Source organism: Xylanibacter ruminicola (assembly GCF_900107775.1).
Taxonomy (GTDB): Bacteria; Bacteroidota; Bacteroidia; order Bacteroidales; family Bacteroidaceae; genus Prevotella; species Prevotella ruminicola_C.
Genome location: NZ_FNRF01000002.1, coordinates 110,154 through 126,274, shown reverse-complemented (window position 1 = coordinate 126,274; position 16,121 = coordinate 110,154). Strand labels below are relative to the sequence as shown.

Sequence of the window (16,121 nt, the reverse complement as noted above, 5' to 3'; positions counted from 1 at the left end):
ACATTTTTTAGCATAATGTTGTATTTAACTCTGCAAAGTCTTTAACCTGATGCAAAGATATCGATGCCATCGCGTTCAATTTGTTCGCGGAGGAATGGGCGCAGGTTATCGTGATCCTGAATCAGATCGACCTTGCATCCCAAAAGTTCCTCCAGGTATTGCGCAGCCAGAATATAATTGAAGAACTTGCCAGGCATAACTACAAACAGGTCGATATCGCTATCTTCGCGATGATCGCCACGAGCCACCGAGCCAAAGAGACGCATGCTTACTATGCCGAACTGCTGCAGCTCAGTCTGATGCTCACGTAAAAGATCGATAAATTCCTGCGACGTCTTCATATCCGACTAATTAATAAATCAATATTTTGTGCAAAGATAAGGAAAGTATCGTAATAATATGTGTAAATGCATTTGAATCTCGAAAAAAATGCCTACCTTTGCCGCCCTAAATATAAATGACAAATGAAGAAAATTGCAATTCCAACACGTGAAGAGATGGTAGATGACCACTTTGGTCATTGCGCTTATTATACAGTAGTAACGCTTGACGATCAGAATCAATTAGTAGAGAAAGATTGCTTGGATTCGCCGGAGGGTTGCGGATGCAAGTCGAATATTGCATCTGTTATGCAGGAGATGGGAATCACTCTGATGCTGGCAGGCAACATGGGTATGGGAGCATATAACAAGCTTTCATCTCATGGCATTACTGTAATCAGAGGATGCCACGGAAAGGTAGATGATGTACTCAAGGCATATCAGAATGGAGAATTGAAAGACTCACTTGAGTCGTGCGACCATCATGATTGTACGCATCACGAAGAAAAACCTGTGTACGTTATTCCATCGCTTGGTAAATAAATATTAAGGAAATACCTAAAACAAGGGATTTCTCAAAAGCAAAAAAAAATTCTTGAAATTAGAAAGAAATTCGTTTTTTTGTACCCAAAATTCTAAAATTATGCAATTTGTAATTACAGCTTACGACGGTGAAGGAATGCTAGCGAAGAGAATGGAGGTACGTCCTCTTCACTTCGAAGGTATGGAGAAAATGAAGAAGCACCTTATATCAGCAGGAGGCATGCTGGATGAAGAAGGTAACCTAAAGGGCTCGGTCCTCATCATGGAGTTTGATAATCGCGAAGAACTTGATGCGTATTTATCAAACGAAATATATGTGAAGGAGCGTGTATGGGATAAAAACACCATTGAAAGGATGAACGTAGCCTATGCTCTTGGTGAGAGATATGATAACAACAAGTAATCATATCCTTTATATTGGATATATATTTTCAAATGGAGCTATTTGACGAGGAGAATATACATACCACGCTTGATGAACAGTGGGAGAATTACGGGACGCTCAACTATATTGAAGATGAGCGTCGTGAGAGCTATGCTGATACTGCTGTGGAGCGTAGTGAACTACTTGGACAGATAGCTGCAATGATAGATCGACATCTCACCCGTCAGGAATCAGAAATACTCCGTTCCTATTTCGGGCTGCAAATGAAGCGCGTATCTGTAGAGGAACTGGCACTAAGGAATGGCGTGTCGAAAAAACGAATCATGCGGTTTGTCGGTGATGCTGTAGATAAACTACGCTTCAGCGACGATGCCATTGATATCTGGAAGTATCTGTATAGAAAATGAATAGAGCCTGTCATCACGACAGGCTCTTCTTTTTGGAAGTTATTCAAACATGTAGATATTTTGGCTAAAACATTGTGGGTGCAAAGGTACGGGGATTCTCCGACATTTGCAATACCTAAAACATGGGATTTATATTCAGATCGATGCTATCATAGAATAATGTTGTTAGATAACGGCTCTGCCGAATGGCGAGAGGGCTAGTTTGGCCAGGCGGAAGTGCATTTTGCCCCAGGGGATACCGATAATGGTGATGCAAAGGATGAAGCCATAGAATATATGTGTGAGGCATATCCATATGCCACCAACAAAGAACCATAGTACGTTCATAAAGGTGCTCAGACATCCTGGTTGCGACTGCATCCACTCAACCTTGGTACCGAATGGCCACAAAGCAAGTATGCCAAGTTTGAAGCTTTGCAGACCGAACGGAATGCCTACGATGGTGAGCATCAAGATAAGTCCTGCAATGAAGTACTCGAGGGCAATGTTAATGCCTCCGAAGATGAGCCAGATGATGTTTCCTAATAGTTTCATATTCCTATTTTTTAAAAGTCTTCAACTTTTAGACGTATGAAAAGATAGAAAAGTTGCATGATATACGAAAAAAAGTGTAATTTTGCAGCAAAATATAGAATAATATGAATGAACCAGAGATAAAAAAGGCGGATGTTTCTACCGAGCTGGAGCTGCCGATGTATGATGCGATTGCAGCGGGATTCCCCATTACCAGCGATTATCCTGCTGACAGGTTGGACTTTAATCGCGACTTTATCAAGCACCCCGAAAGTACGTTCTATGTGCGTGTGAAAGGTGACTCGATGAAGGAGGCCGGCATCTTTGATGGCGACTTGTGCCTGGTGGACAAAGCCGAGGAGATGGAACACGGCAATATCGTGGCTGCGTATGTAAACGGAGGTTTTACGGTGAAGTATCTCGATACGTCGACTAAGGATCAGGGCTTTATCCGACTAGTGCCTGCCAATAAGGATTTCAAGCCGTTTATCATCGATTCGTCCGACGAGTTTAGCGTCTGGGGCAAAGTAATTTTTACCATTAGAGACTGGAGGAATAGCTATTGTTTGCCATTATAGATTGCGATAACTGCTTCGTGAGTTGCGAGCGTGTATTCAGGCCCGATCTCAACGGAAAGCCCGTCGTTGTATTGTCGAACAACGATGGCTGTGTGGTTGCACGCTCAAACGAGGCAAAAGCCATGGGCATCAAAGCAGGCACTCCCTATTATCAGCTGAAGGAACTCTTCCCCGGACAGGAGATAGCCGTATTTTCATCGAACTACGAACTGTATATCGATATGACCGACAGAGTGATGTCGCTTATCCGAAAGGAGGTGCCTGAATTCTATCGTTACAGTATTGATGAAGGCTTCTGTATGCTCAAGGGGTTGGAGCATCTCGACCTGAAGGCATGGGGCGAAGAGATGCATCAGCGCATCAAACAATGTACGGGCATGCCAGTAAGTATAGGCATCGCCTCAACTAAGACCTTGGCCAAAATGGCCAGTCATTATGCCAAGAAGTACCCCGGATTCCACCATTGTTGCTATATCAACCATGTGTCACGTCGCGACAAGGCCTTAGAGCTATATCCCATTAGCGAGGTTTGGGGCATCGGCCGACAGTATGCCAAGCGACTTGAAGCTATAGGCATCAAGACCGCTTATGATTTTGCGACGCAAAGCCGAAGTTGGGTTCGATCCACCTTTAATGTGGTGGTAGAGCGCACCTGGCGTGAACTGAATGGCGAGGATTGTATTTTGCTGGAGGATATGAGCAAGAAGAAAAGCATCTGTACCAGCAGGAGTTTCCCTGGGATGGTGAACGACTTTGAGACGCTGCGAACCAGTATCAGCAACTTTGCCGCCCATTGTGCCGAGAAACTACGCAAACAGCAATCGGCAGCAGCGATTGTGAGTGTGTTTATCGATACAAATCACTTCAGAGAAGATCTACCCCAATATTGGAACTATGCCGAGGAACGACTGTTGACACCTAGCAATAGCACCCAGGATATCGTGCAATGTGCGCTGCGATGCACCCAGAAGATATTCCGTCAGGGTTATCAGTACAAGCGAGCTGGTGTAATCGTGATGGGCATTTGTCCTGATACGGCTGTGCAGACCAATTTCATCGACTACGATTCGGAGAAATATGAGAAAAAACGAAAACTGGATGAAGCCATCGACCGTATCAACCGTATCAATGGTAGTGAGACAGTGGTGCTGGGGGCACAACAATATACGGCTAAGGACGGTAAAGGCCGAGCTGGTGTTTTTCGTGACAGCATCAAGCACGACTTCCGCAGTCCAAGCTACACCACCAAGTGGAGTGATATCCCTGAAGCGGAATAACTTTTGCAGTTTTGCGGTTTTGCAAACTTGACTTAAAGGTTTTTAGAAATCTATAATACTAAGCCTATTATTATATAATATATATATTATATAATAATAGAGATATTTTACTAAAATATCCAATACCTTAATGTCAAGTTTGCAAAAGTGCAAAAGCGCAAAACCTTCATCAGATAGAAAAAGTAGCTTTGCGGACTAAAATAATTACCAAAATATTTGCACAATTCAAATATTTTTTGTACCTTTGCAATGTTGTTGAAAGGCAACAAAAAAGAGCGTTCAAGCCATAGAAAAATTTTTAGTAGGCCTACCAGAAAATTTTAGATGGCTACACCCGCTCAAACACGACTAAGGAAGAGGTTTTAAAGAAAAGGAAAGATTTTAACAAACCCTTTAATTTAAAACAAAATTATGGCACTTAAAGTAAAGGCAGTTGAGCGACTGCTTAAGTTTGACAAAGAGAAAGAAGGTAAGTATCGTTATGTACTGAGCCCCGACCTGTACTCGAGTCTGGATCAGGACAAGGTAATCAAGGAGGCTGCCAGTCGCAGCGGTGTGATGGAAGGCGTAATGCAGGCCTGCTGGAATGCTGCTGGCGAGGTAATCAAGGCCTGGGCCACCGAAGGACACTCGGTTGCCATCCCCGGACTGGGAACCATGCGTTTCGGACTGCGCGGTAAGGCGGTTGAGAACGTTAACGAGGTTAAGGCCGGACTGATTACCACCCGTCGTATCATCTTTACACCAACGGTTAAGCTGAAGGACGAGCTGGCTAACACCGCTATCCAGATTACCTGTATCGACCGCAACGGCAAGGAGGTGAAGCGTGTAACCAGTAGCGACAGCGGCGACGTGGAGGACAACGAGAATGGTGGAGGCAATCAGCCAAGCAATGGCGGTAACGGTGGAAACACCGGAGGCAACCAGGGCGGCAACACCGGAGGCGGTGGTGATGAAGATGAGTCGTACGGCGATTAAAGAAGGAGGTGAGCTATGACTAAGAAAGAGACATTAAAGTTCATTGTACAGATGATTGCCAGTATCGCCACAGCGATTGTAACAGCCCTAGGCACCACCAGCTGCATGGGTGTCTGAAGAACAAAGAAATCAGCCGAGGTACCCTACCCCTCGGCTGATTGTATTTTTTAAGGTGCTACTTGCACCGTGGGGTAATTACCGATGGTGTAAGTGAATTGGAACTTTGATTTAAACTTACCAGAATTGGATGTATCGCTATACCACGTGGTAAGATTGGTATTAAGCGTGGTAACCAATGTACTAAGGGCTGAGTTGGTAAGCGATGTTAGCTGGTTGGCTTGGTAGCAGCCTTTAGTAGTGCCGCTATCGGTACCTATCAGATTACCTTCGCCGGTATAGTAGCAGGCATGGATAGTACCCGTACTGCTATTGGTACCCACTAGGGCGCCGGCGGTGGTGCCTGAGAGCGTTACATCATCGATAACCTTGCAACCACCGATGATACCGGCATTGGTACCTGCCAGGGCGCCCGTAGAAACCTCGCCGATGGCGGTAATATACAACTGCTCAACACAAGCGCTATCGCCCAGATTTACAAACAGCGGACTGCCACTCAAGCGGTTGATATAGCGATCGCCACCAAGGAATGTGCCTTGGAACACCTTGTTATCATCGTTAGCATCGCCGATGCCTATCCAAGAATAACCGGTAGCCGTTGCACTCTTTTGCATAGTGATATCTGCATCTAAGCGCACATACTTATCCTTAAATGTATAGGCATTGTTTACCTCTTGAGCAAACGCCAACATCTGTGCAGCCGAGGTAATGCGATAAGCTGTGGCAGCAGTATTACCATCGTTTCCATAAACATCGTATACCTCGTTGCCATTTGTATACAACCAAGTGGCATTATCTATTGTCACACCGTCTGTACTATGAATTTTTACATCATCCTTTGTCAAGGTCATATACGTAGATTTTTTACGCAACTCGCCTAAGTCTGGCGTTGATACATAGTTCCAGTCGGTGTAGTTGACGTCAACAAGCATCTTCTCGTTCTTATGGTTAAGCGATACATTAATGGTGGTACACTTACCTGAGTTAAAGAGTACTTCATCACTTACTGTACCTTGATAGGTATGAGTATCTGTTTGGGTGGGATCTATGGCATTAGGGTATGTTACCGTAAACTTGAACGACAGCTTATCGCTATTACCATTAATCTTACGATAGTCGGCATTTTGAGGTGTGGTAAGACCGTAGAAAACAAAGGTTTTGTCTTCATTTTCGCCCGATACCGATTTACGCCACAGTTTGATATTCTTTATTTTATTATTGCTAGTATCAGTAACATTGAATGTAGAGAGTGTTGTGGTGTCGGCTCCCCATGTAAACACGCAAGGCTGATTCTTGATAACCATATCCGTAACATCTACTTTTTTATCGAGCGAATTAGTAGCAAATCCTGTTACATTAACAACCACACACACATTGCTTAATGCATGTTTGAAGTCAACCTGAGCCGAGGCTCCACCGGTTTCGGGCTTTACATTCTTACTATGGCTAACCAGCAGGTCTTCGGCAATAATCGATTCGTTATCTGTAGAGAAATCGATAGTACCCTTATCGTCCACACCATATCCTAACTCGCCTTTATAGGTAACAATATTATCAGTAGTTACTGTTTGCCAATAGTAACTGCTACTCGGCAGACAGTAACCTGTAAAGGTATGTGCCGAAGTAACATCGCTCCAGTATATTTTCTCTGGATCGTTTGTGGTACCATTACTGCTACGTGCCCATCCACTACCATTGTAACTATACTGAATATTACCATAGGTAAAGTTTTCGAGAGGATATTTGGTACGCTTAATGGTGGTAAACACGATTACATCGCCATCGGCAAACGCTGTACGCCCCACGCCGAGTGAAGTTTCTGCGCGAGTAGCAGCCTGAGTGCTACTCAAGGTAGCCGTGATGCCATTGATTTGGAGCGCCTCATCGGGCACCAAAGCCTCATCGTTGGTATCGCATGCCACAAGGAGCGATAACGCAACGGTAAGAGATAACAACTTATGTAGTTTCATATCTATACGCAACATATTATATTGTCATTGTTAAGTGATAGCGGGTGCCAGCTTCTGGGGTGAACGAACTACCAGAGTTAAGCGGCATGCTGTAACGGTTCTGGAGATTATCGCCGGTACGCAGCCAGATGGTGGCATTGTTGATGGTACAAGGTGGCACAATCAGGCGGAACGTGTTGGTGCCTGCTACACGATAAGCGGTATAAGTAGCCGATTGATTGATATCGGCAAAAGCCACGCGCTTAACGGTTTGAGCATTATCGTTCACAACGGCAATACCTAATGCCTTACCGTTATCGGCCTCATTGGTAATGCTACTCTTAGTTTTATAACTGCAATCATAGCCCGAACCTGAAGCATTAACTTGACTCTTGCTGGCAAAATAATCGCCTACAATCACCTCGGCCTGGTCGATGTCAGGCATATTGGTAATTGTTAGTACGGCATCATCAGTTATGGTACCATCGATGGTTATAAGCAATACAGCCATCACATGCTTAAAACTCAGGTGCACGTTGTACGAGCCCGTTTGCATGACGGTCTGCGCCCAAATCAAATCGCTGGCACGGTAATTGGGCAGCAGACTCTGGTTGGCATGGAACACGTTACTATACTGCTCAACACGCTTTTCGGTAGTAGAACCAGCGATAAACACCTGCTCTTCGCTCCACGACTGTGCCGTAAAAACATATGGCGTAGGCTGAGCCAGGTAACGACTGTAGATATCGGGAGAGTTAGAGGCTGAATAATCGCCATTGATATCATAACGATCGTCGGTGGTAAGCGTAGCCAATGTATCGGCCTGCCACTTTAGCAGATAAAAGCCATCGAAACTGCCGCTATAGGTATCCTCGCCTAACTCGATACGATCTGACACCGGACAAACAATCTTTATCTTGATTTTTTCGCCAGCCACAAAATTGGCGTCGCCAAGAGTTGCATCGTTATCAGCGCGGGTATTGGCGGCACCCTCGAACTGCTGTACCGATGTGGTAATAGAGAGAGTGCTACTGCTCTGCTGCGTGTCAAGTTGCACATCATCAGCCTGACAAGCCACTAACAGCAGGGCTATAAAAGGAGTGTATATCTTATTCATCTTCATGACTATCGGGATGTTTTAGTTTAACGTTGGATAGCGATTGGTATAGCCATCGCCCGTCATTTCGTATTTCATCGTGCAAGGATATGATTGGCCTATTTTTGTTGCATTGTAGGCAGCAATTCCCTGGTTCATTGCATACCATGGCGCCAAACCATAAATCTCGGAAAGCATACCTGCTGTAAGTTTTGTTTTATCAGCATCGGCATTTATCATGTAATCGTGCTTAGCCTTAAGTACATGCGACTTAGCACCACGAATATAGTCGTCGTAATCGTAAGCATCGCTTTTATTAGAAATGGCTACAGCAGCAGTTGACAAACTGATATCGTAGTAGTTATACTTAAATGTACCCCACTTAACACTACCGTCCTCGGTTACGCCACCTAACAGGGCGCCGGTACTCTTTGAAAGACCGGTAGCAGCCTGCATGCACCCCAGCATAGTAAGCGCATAATCCGAATTAATAGAGCCCACAAGTGCGCCACCAGCTGTACCTACATGAATACAACCTACCACATAGCTGGTACCTGTAAGTGATTGGGCGATCGAACTGCCGCTACTGGGACACAGCATAGAGATGCCGGCAATATAACAGCCCCAGCCTGAGGTGCCACTACTAGTGGCTGTATTAAGCAAGCAAGTATTGTGATTGCTCTCTATCTTAAGATTGGTGATGACACCATCAACCACATAATCAAACAGATAGCCACTAGCCATGTTGAGATTATACAGCGTATTACCATTGCCATTAAAACGTCCACGGAATGGATATTTAATATCAGCACCTATACTGGGCAACACCCAATCGTACATATCGAGATCATCGCCAAGTTCAACTAAGTAATGCTTATTAAATTCGGCATCGTAAAACTGCTCAGGGCCCTTTACGTAATCCTCAATTACATAAGCTTTCTGTGTAGCGGTAGAGGGATAGAAATGGGGATAGAATATATAGCCCAGTTCCTCAGCCTCGGCACGAGTCATCTGTACATCGCCCTTTTTCCAATAATAAGACGGGAAGCCATCTACTTTCACGGTATCGCCGTTTTCTTTTATTAGTACATCACCGCGCTCAAGTCCGTCAATATAGGTGGTAGCCGTGCCGTTCACCAGATGGATAAACGAGATGAACTGCTGCTGATTAATGAGTTTAAACGAGGGGGCATAGCTTTTACCTGCGATAGCGCGGGTGGCAGCCGTACCCAACGAATCGGTCCACCATTTGAAATCCAACTTGCTCTGTGTTTGGTTTTCGGGGGTAGTTGTACCTGAGTCTAAGTCGGCATCGGTCCACGAAAAGTCGTTGGTGGTTGTAACCGTAAACTTATTGTACTGATAGCCCACACTAAACGAGTAGCTATAGCCAGCCTTAAGCGTAAGTCCGTTTTTAAACACTTGGTTACCAAGGCTATCAGTAATCTCGCCTAACTTAAAGGTATGTGTTTGTGCTTCGGTACCATTCTTTACATAGTACAGTTTAACCTTAAAGCGCGTGCATGCAGGCAGTACCAACGCCTCGCCGGCATTATCCGAACTCATATCAAATGGGATTGACATCAGGTACTGATTGCCATTATTATTCTTAAACATCGGGTGTTGTACATTATTGGCAATATACTCAGATTTCTGGGTACCAATCTTTACTATACCATCGGTGGTTGTATATTTCTCGATATCATACAAGTCGGTGGCGCTACCACCATACAACTGCTTGGTCATAGCCGTAAGCTGGAATGTGGCATCATCAACACCTGCAGGCATACACATCTTGTTATAAACTGCTCTTACCTTATCAGCGTCGGTAGTATTATCGTAATCAGCATCTTCCAAGCACACCTGTGCCGAACCAAACTCGTTACCACCCTTGCATACAAGTGCTATACGGCAGGTAATATGGCGCATGGTTAGGGGGATATTCTCGGTAGGACCTGATACGGTTACCCAATCGCTCACAGTATAATCGGGATAAAAGCTCTTTCGGGCAGCAGCTGTATCGCCAGATACCATACAACCCGACAGATTACTACGCCCCCAGGCACGGAAACGCACCGTGCGACCATTCTCCCAAGTCAACGAGTCGGCCGAGGTTTGGGTAGATGTAGAGCCAGGGGCGTCGGATTTAAGTTTACCCAAATCTTCGTAAGCAGGCAACCAATCGTTATTAAGCGATATGGTACCGGCGGCATAGTTCATTTTGTAATAATAGGTACGGAAAATCTCTGTAGCGGCATTAAACGTGGTACCCGATTCGTCGGTAGCATACTGACGGAAAATGCGCATCTGGTCGCCCTCGTTAAACGAGCCATCATGATGATAGGTGGTACGGGTAACAAACTTATCGGTCATGGTGGCACTAAAGTTTACCCCCTGCCCTATCAAGTCCTGTTGCTCGGGGGTAAGCTGCCAGTCGATATCATCGGCCGTACATGCCGCCATGATAGCGGCTGTTATCACATATATAGTGTTTCTTATCTTCATATACATATTACTTTACGTCGCTAAGATTTGGTGTTACATCAGCAATACGCGTGCCATCATTCCAGCAGTTACTTACATGTCCGGTAATCTCGGCATCGGCATTAAACAGCGTGCCGCCAACAATCTTAGTATTCAGCACCTCAGAATTCCAACCTGTCCCCAAGCCTTTAAACAGGTATTTTCGTGTATCTGTAGCGTTGGTATTGGTAAGCGTGATGGTGTGGTCGAGAGCATCCAGATGACCTGTAAACACGATATCGGCAAATGTACTCAAATCGATAGTTAAATCACTCTTCAGTATAAAATAGCAACCATCGTAAGTGCCACCGGCATAAGCCTGAGACAACTTGGTGAGATAATCAGATTCGGTTATATACTGATAACTATAGGCGCTACCATCGGTTATAGCAGGATTGGTTGTGGCGATAGTATATGCGCGTTGCCAGCTGCTACCTGCCATTGACAGTTCGTGATCGGAGTTGTCTACACCATAATATTTATCGTCATAACTCTGGGTTTTCCATAAGCGCGAACCTGTGCTGTTATAGTCGATTTTCTCGGGACTAACACGCAGATACACCACCGTTTCGTCGTTGGCATTCAGATCGAACGTAAACGTCTTCTCATACTCCAGACCGTTTTCGAGCGTCAGTTCAAAATCAATCTTGTTTTTATTAGCATCGGTATTGTTGGCATCCAACTCATCGCCCATCACCATAGCCTTGTTGGTAGTAACGGTGTAGGTGGGGCGCACAATAATATCGTAGCAAGGCGATGCGCCATAAGAGATAGCTGTATATTTGCTGCTATTTTCTTTAGCCGAATCATAATCAGTACCATCTGTAGGGAATACGTAATTATTGGTGCCTGTTTCCTGATAGATGGTAATATTCTCTTCTTTAATAAAATGCGGAATTACTTTATCCTCCGTTTTCCATATCGGATGACCATCTGTATCAACAAAATCCAACACATCTACATTGCAAAAACGCAGTTTGGTGTTGTCGGCATGCGTAGCGTCGGCATCATAGCCCTTTAACTTGGTTTTATCGCCGTTAAAATTCTTAATAGAGTTATCAATCAGCACATAAGCCACCACACGAGCCAGACGGTGCTGAGTGGGGATGGTAATCTGCTGGATAGTAGCATATATTTCCTTCTTTGGGGGCAACGATGTGTACTGCTCGAGGTCGGTGTAGGTCTTAGTTGTATTAGCAACTCGCAACCCCTTAGGCACATAAGCACCACGGAACACATGTGCACCGTTACCCAGCCACTTGGCTGGTATTTTGGGTTTGCCTTCGGTATCATATATATTCATACTATAGCTACTACCATCATATGTTAAAAGGGCATACTGCTCAGTGGTACCCAAATCGTATACCATGTTCATGCCCAGTTCATTCAATCCCTTGTTTAACCATCCGGGTGCAGCAGTTGCATCGGCACGGGTTGTAGCTGTAACCGTCATATCGGCAGTTGTTACGCCACCTACTCGAATAAGCAGAGCCTCATCATCGGCAGGCGTCTGAACATCATCGTGCGCGTTACAGCTCCACATAAGCAGAGCCCCCATCGCAAAACTGATATATTTATTCTTGATATCCATCTTTTTATTATTTACTGTTTTGACATCGAGCTTCGCTTACCTATTACTGTTTCGTCTCTACCAATACAGGTACCAACAGCACGACTATCGGCTGGCCACCAGTTACCCTGACAATCTCTCGAGGTGTAATTCTTTTCGGAGCCCTTATTAAGCGAATAACCTAACACGCTGCCGTACTTTGCATTATCGGTACCCACACTAACATAACTGGTGCAGTCGGTCAAGGTAAGCTCTACTTCCTCTTTGTCCGAATCCTTCCACACTATGCCGCCCACGATACCGCCATAATAAGCCACAGAGGCATTTGTTGCACTTGAGAGCGTACTACCCGAACAGAATACACACTGGGTAACAGTACCCTTTGTTACGGTAGATACAATGCCGCCAGCCAGTTTATAACCTTCGGTCATTGATGCGGGTGCCTGCGATACGATGTTTGCCTTAACTTGGCAGTTGCTAACTGTGGCACCTCCCCATAACCAAACAACCAAGCCAGCTGGGTTAGAAGCCTTTATTTCGTACGTATTATCAGCCATATCTACCGATACGTTGCTAATCACGGCATCGGTACCATAAACTTCTTCGGCCAATGCTGCTATCGCATCGGTACCACCGGTTTGCTGAGTAACCGTCAAACTACCATTAAGCAGAATCTTAAGATCGTGCACTTTACCGGTGATGGCTTTAAATATCATAGCTGTAGTAGAAATCTGCTTGCCATTTCCATTCAGCTCGTAAGCCACAGGAGTGGTGGCTGTTCCTATAGTAGAACTAACAGCAATATCTTCCGACATGCGATAACGTTTACCTGTTTGATTGTAATCGCTTTTTATCGTCTCTTTCAGCTCATCAGTAGTGCTGATAATTCCATTATATGGATTTAAATAAGCATTAGTCATCTCCAGATTGGTGGCTGTGGTGGGCCATGCATTACCGGTAAACGTAGAGGTGTGGTCGGTATTCTTTTCGCCAACAATATTCTGATGGTTGCTACCTTGCAACAAGGTAATACCATACTCAAAGGTATTGTTTGTAACATAGCCGTTGGCGCGACCTACAATACCACCTACGGCTGTAGAACCACTACTTGAAACACGATTAGTAACCGTACAACCATCAATAACCGAGGCTTTGCTGGTCGATGTGATAGATTGGGCGGCGATACCACCTACGTATGTGGCATCGGTACCAACCACCTTCAGCGCCGAACTACACTTAGATATAGTACCGGTATTATTATCAATCACTACACCAGCCACAGTAGCATAGGCATCAGTAGCACCTGTGGTAGCGGTTATCTGCACATCATTAATCGTTCCGTTATTCTCGGTAGCTATCGCAGCATCAACAGTACCGCCAATCTGGATGGTGCCATTAAGCAAACTACCTGCATTGGCAATTTTGCTGAGGAAGCGGTGATTACCTGTTAGCGTTTTATGTCCCAAGTTCAGGGTACAATTAAGGTCGTATTTATTATACGCCGACCAATCACCTTTATTGTCGGTAGATGGCACATCAAGATCAAATGAAGCTGTTACTAGAGCTACGTTTCCTGCCTTATTCTTATTATTATCAGAAAGGAAGGCAATCAATTCATCGCGATTGTTAATCTCTATAGGCTCGCCGGCATTACCATTGTCGTCGCAAATGGTGGTGGTAACCTCTTCTGTCCAATCCTCAAGTTTGGCTGTCATCAGCGTCTTTCGTCCATCACGGCCCAAAGTAACGGTGATGGTAAGATGCTGACCAGCAGCAAGATTGTACCGAGTTTCGTTGGTAGTGAAATTCTTATCGTTTTGAGCGTAGAACGAATACTTCTGTCCCGACAGACTGATTTTTGTGATGAGATTAGACGAATTGGTAGCGTATTCGTAAGGCTCCACAATCGCATCGTAACGGGTAGAGCTAACGTCAGTTTCGGCTTCACCATCATCATCAGCTGTATAATCAACCGTAGTTGTGGCTGCCAACGGATTTATCTCCAACGTTACAAGATTGCCGTTGGTATCGGTGGTGTACGAATAAATATTAGCACTCAAGTCGTTCTCGGCCACCTCATAATCTAAAGCCTTGCGACTAACACCCTCGCCTGCCTTCAAGATAATAGTAATCAGCGAGCGGGTGTGCGATACTTTGAGTGGTATAATTGTACTGCCTGTAGCTGATTTCCATCCTTGATTTGTAAGATATACCGATGTGCCACCCTCTAACCTATCTTGCTTCAGCCAATTGGCCTTGGTACTCTGGTCGGCTTCAATCTTATCTGTACCTGCCACAGCTTTAAATCCATAAGCCGTAGTGTTATCGGGCCAATACAAGGGTGTTGTATTAGCTTTAGCCTCTAAGAGGCCACCATCCTCACCCACGGTATAAATTCCATCATCGCCCACTTGCGTTACACTTGTATCAACCTTCTTATACATACCAATAGCAAACTCATAGGCCACGCTGGCCACCTGAGTTTCGGTAGTACGGGTTGCGGCTGTACGCTCCTGCACAATAGCAGTAAAGTTAACTTCGTCGCCAGCCTCCATCTCGTCCGAAAATAACTTTCCGATGGTTTCGCGGCAGCTCGAAGCAAGCAACGTAAAACCAAACAACAGTAGCAGTTGTGTTATCCTTAATCTATTACTTTTCATCATCTTTATTCACTATTGTACCATCGGCTTCGTAAGTACCATCCGTACCCCAATCTACTATCTTGGGTGTTACCTGGGCTATCGAACTACGACGTAACTCAATATTGTAGATATATTTCTTGCCGCTCTCCAGTTGCTGCTCGAGAACGCTATTCAGTATAGTCGTATGTGTGACATCGTAATCGGGCTCTTTCCAAGTTACACGAATACGTTGTATAGTACCAAAAGCAATACCCTCGAAAGTTTTAAGATAACCCGAGGTAGTATTATCACTTACAAAAAGACTGAACGAAGAACCATAAGGATTTGATTTCTTGGTGTCGTTATACTTCGCTTCATCAATATTAATATCTTCGGCCACTACGGCTGGCAGCGTACCATCAGCATTAATGCAATATGGTACATAAGCTTTTTCGGCAACACCCAACAGCTCAACCGAAATAATCTCAGAATTGCCAATAACAACCGAGGTGGCATCCTGCGAATTCTTCAAGTTTACCTGAACCTGAGCAAACTGGTGCTTAAAAAGCAATTCTACACGGTTAGCCTCGGGACTGGCGCCTTCGGGCTTCATGGTGGTAAAAGCCAGAATTGGATCGGGCTGATCAGTCATCTTACTACCGGTAGTTAAATCGTATTCAAGCATATAGTTTCCATTGGCATCTACAGTCTGCACATCGGGAAAGAGTTTCAGCGTTCCGGCCGTTGTATCATCAGTACCATCTTGAGTCTTCAGTTTGTTATTATCCGTCAGCGCCAGAAATATATGATTCAGGCGGTTCTGCCAATAAAAAATCTTGGCAGCCTTATCAAAGCCGAAATAATCCAGTGTTATACCAGTTTCGCTGAATGAACTCTGGCGATATACCGCATTACCTGTAGCATCGTTTATCTTGAGCCACGTAGTTGTCATGTTAACATCGCTTGCAAGCGGGTTAGCGGTAGAATAAAATGCAGAGTTATCCGTATCCTTGGCACCTGCATGAAAGAACATCGAGCAGACGAATCTACTGTCTGCCTGCAAATACCCAATCGACGCACGAGTAACAGCAGATCCTATATTACCTACCGTAAACAATACTGGTTCCTGGCTCTGCTGGGTACCGCCGTTTTCAACCTCAGCCTCCGTGCAAGCCCCCAAAGTCAGGGCTATCGCCATCGCCAAGGCCGCTGTGACCATATATAAATACTTTTCTATCTTCATT

The 16,121-nt window shown here is 44.9% G+C and carries 15 protein-coding genes; 7 read left to right on the top strand and 8 right to left on the bottom strand.

Annotated features, from left to right (window positions below; translation table 11 throughout):
• Window positions 1–41: 41 nt before the first annotated feature.
• Window positions 42–341, bottom strand: a complete 300-nt coding sequence (locus BLU97_RS04630) for a nucleotidyltransferase family protein (RefSeq protein ID WP_074760480.1) — start codon at window positions 339–341, stop codon at window positions 42–44.
• 123 nt (window positions 342–464) lie between these two features.
• On the opposite strand from BLU97_RS04630, the gene BLU97_RS04625 reads away from it, so the two are divergent.
• From BLU97_RS04625 to BLU97_RS04615, 3 genes are all read left to right on the top strand, one after another.
• Window positions 465–863 (top strand): NifB/NifX family molybdenum-iron cluster-binding protein, encoded by a 399-nt coding sequence (locus BLU97_RS04625; protein ID WP_074760479.1) that lies wholly within the window; start codon window positions 465–467, stop codon window positions 861–863.
• A 100-nt stretch (window positions 864–963) separates the two neighbouring features.
• Window positions 964–1,266 carry a YciI family protein gene (locus BLU97_RS04620; protein WP_074760478.1) on the top strand — a complete coding sequence of 101 codons (303 nt, stop codon included), beginning with the start codon at window positions 964–966 and terminating at the stop codon, window positions 1,264–1,266.
• A 32-nt stretch (window positions 1,267–1,298) separates the two neighbouring features.
• The gene (locus BLU97_RS04615; protein ID WP_074760477.1) at window positions 1,299–1,655 is read left to right on the top strand and encodes a hypothetical protein; all 357 of its coding nucleotides are present in this window, start codon (window positions 1,299–1,301) and stop codon (window positions 1,653–1,655) included.
• 165 nt (window positions 1,656–1,820) lie between these two features.
• Here the strand turns inward: BLU97_RS04615 and BLU97_RS04610 are convergent, their stop codons facing one another.
• Complete coding sequence (locus BLU97_RS04610; protein ID WP_074760476.1) at window positions 1,821–2,189, bottom strand: YccF domain-containing protein; 369 nt, start codon at window positions 2,187–2,189, stop codon at window positions 1,821–1,823.
• Between the two features lie 104 nt (window positions 2,190–2,293).
• Between BLU97_RS04610 and BLU97_RS04605 the strand changes: the two genes are divergently transcribed.
• From BLU97_RS04605 to BLU97_RS15930, 4 genes are all read left to right on the top strand, one after another.
• Window positions 2,294–2,746, top strand: a complete 453-nt coding sequence (locus BLU97_RS04605) for a LexA family protein (protein ID WP_074760475.1) — start codon at window positions 2,294–2,296, stop codon at window positions 2,744–2,746.
• A complete protein-coding gene (locus BLU97_RS04600; protein ID WP_074760474.1) occupies window positions 2,731–4,023 on the top strand; it encodes a Y-family DNA polymerase in 1,293 nt (430 codons plus the stop codon). The genes BLU97_RS04605 and BLU97_RS04600 overlap by 16 nt, the downstream gene beginning before the upstream one ends.
• A 411-nt stretch (window positions 4,024–4,434) precedes the next feature.
• Window positions 4,435–5,001 carry a DNA-binding protein gene (locus tag BLU97_RS04595; protein WP_074760473.1) on the top strand — a complete coding sequence of 189 codons (567 nt, stop codon included), beginning with the start codon at window positions 4,435–4,437 and terminating at the stop codon, window positions 4,999–5,001.
• A gap of 15 nt (window positions 5,002–5,016) precedes the next feature.
• Entirely contained in the window at window positions 5,017–5,118 is a 102-nt protein-coding gene (locus BLU97_RS15930) for a smalltalk protein (protein WP_175456304.1), read from the top strand.
• Window positions 5,119–5,168: 50 nt separating this feature from the next.
• Here BLU97_RS15930 and BLU97_RS04590 read toward each other — a convergent pair whose 3' ends face one another.
• Genes BLU97_RS04590 through BLU97_RS04565 form a run of 6 tightly spaced genes read right to left on the bottom strand, consistent with a single transcriptional unit; the run spans window position 5,169 to window position 16,120 of the window.
• Complete coding sequence (locus tag BLU97_RS04590; RefSeq protein WP_139208811.1) at window positions 5,169–7,088, bottom strand: fimbrillin family protein; 1,920 nt, start codon at window positions 7,086–7,088, stop codon at window positions 5,169–5,171.
• Between the two features lie 16 nt (window positions 7,089–7,104).
• Window positions 7,105–8,184, bottom strand: coding sequence for a fimbrillin family protein (locus BLU97_RS04585; protein WP_139208809.1), 1,080 nt, complete (start codon window positions 8,182–8,184; stop codon window positions 7,105–7,107).
• 21 nt (window positions 8,185–8,205) lie between these two features.
• The gene (locus tag BLU97_RS04580) at window positions 8,206–10,668 is read right to left on the bottom strand and encodes a hypothetical protein (protein ID WP_139208808.1); all 2,463 of its coding nucleotides are present in this window, start codon (window positions 10,666–10,668) and stop codon (window positions 8,206–8,208) included.
• A 7-nt stretch (window positions 10,669–10,675) separates the two neighbouring features.
• On the bottom strand, window positions 10,676–12,277 hold the full coding sequence (locus tag BLU97_RS04575) for a hypothetical protein (RefSeq protein WP_139208806.1): 1,602 nt from the start codon (window positions 12,275–12,277) through the stop codon (window positions 10,676–10,678).
• An 11-nt stretch (window positions 12,278–12,288) separates the two neighbouring features.
• A complete protein-coding gene (locus BLU97_RS04570) occupies window positions 12,289–14,919 on the bottom strand; it encodes a hypothetical protein (RefSeq protein ID WP_139208804.1) in 2,631 nt (876 codons plus the stop codon).
• Window positions 14,906–16,120 (bottom strand): fimbrillin family protein, encoded by a 1,215-nt coding sequence (locus BLU97_RS04565; RefSeq protein ID WP_175456303.1) that lies wholly within the window; start codon window positions 16,118–16,120, stop codon window positions 14,906–14,908. Before BLU97_RS04565 ends, BLU97_RS04570 begins: the two co-directional genes overlap by 14 nt.
• Between the last annotated feature and the right edge of the window lies 1 nt (window position 16,121).

Bases quoted from the DNA above. Each gene is read 5' to 3' on its own strand.
- BLU97_RS04630 (WP_074760480.1), bottom strand. From the start codon at position 341: ATGAAGACGTCGCAGGAATTTATCGATCTTTTACGTGAGCATCAGACT.
- BLU97_RS04625 (WP_074760479.1), top strand. From the start codon at position 465: ATGAAGAAAATTGCAATTCCAACACGTGAAGAGATGGTAGATGACCAC.
- BLU97_RS04620 (WP_074760478.1), top strand. From the start codon at position 964: ATGCAATTTGTAATTACAGCTTACGACGGTGAAGGAATGCTAGCGAAG.
- BLU97_RS04615 (WP_074760477.1), top strand. From the start codon at position 1,299: ATGGAGCTATTTGACGAGGAGAATATACATACCACGCTTGATGAACAG.
- BLU97_RS04610 (WP_074760476.1), bottom strand. From the start codon at position 2,189: ATGAAACTATTAGGAAACATCATCTGGCTCATCTTCGGAGGCATTAAC.
- BLU97_RS04605 (WP_074760475.1), top strand. From the start codon at position 2,294: ATGAATGAACCAGAGATAAAAAAGGCGGATGTTTCTACCGAGCTGGAG.
- BLU97_RS04595 (WP_074760473.1), top strand. From the start codon at position 4,435: ATGGCACTTAAAGTAAAGGCAGTTGAGCGACTGCTTAAGTTTGACAAA.
- BLU97_RS15930 (WP_175456304.1), top strand. From the start codon at position 5,017: ATGACTAAGAAAGAGACATTAAAGTTCATTGTACAGATGATTGCCAGT.
- BLU97_RS04590 (WP_139208811.1), bottom strand. From the start codon at position 7,088: ATGAAACTACATAAGTTGTTATCTCTTACCGTTGCGTTATCGCTCCTT.
- BLU97_RS04585 (WP_139208809.1), bottom strand. From the start codon at position 8,184: ATGAATAAGATATACACTCCTTTTATAGCCCTGCTGTTAGTGGCTTGT.
- BLU97_RS04580 (WP_139208808.1), bottom strand. From the start codon at position 10,668: ATGAAGATAAGAAACACTATATATGTGATAACAGCCGCTATCATGGCG.
- BLU97_RS04575 (WP_139208806.1), bottom strand. From the start codon at position 12,277: ATGGATATCAAGAATAAATATATCAGTTTTGCGATGGGGGCTCTGCTT.
- BLU97_RS04570 (WP_139208804.1), bottom strand. From the start codon at position 14,919: ATGATGAAAAGTAATAGATTAAGGATAACACAACTGCTACTGTTGTTT.
- BLU97_RS04565 (WP_175456303.1), bottom strand. From the start codon at position 16,120: ATGAAGATAGAAAAGTATTTATATATGGTCACAGCGGCCTTGGCGATG.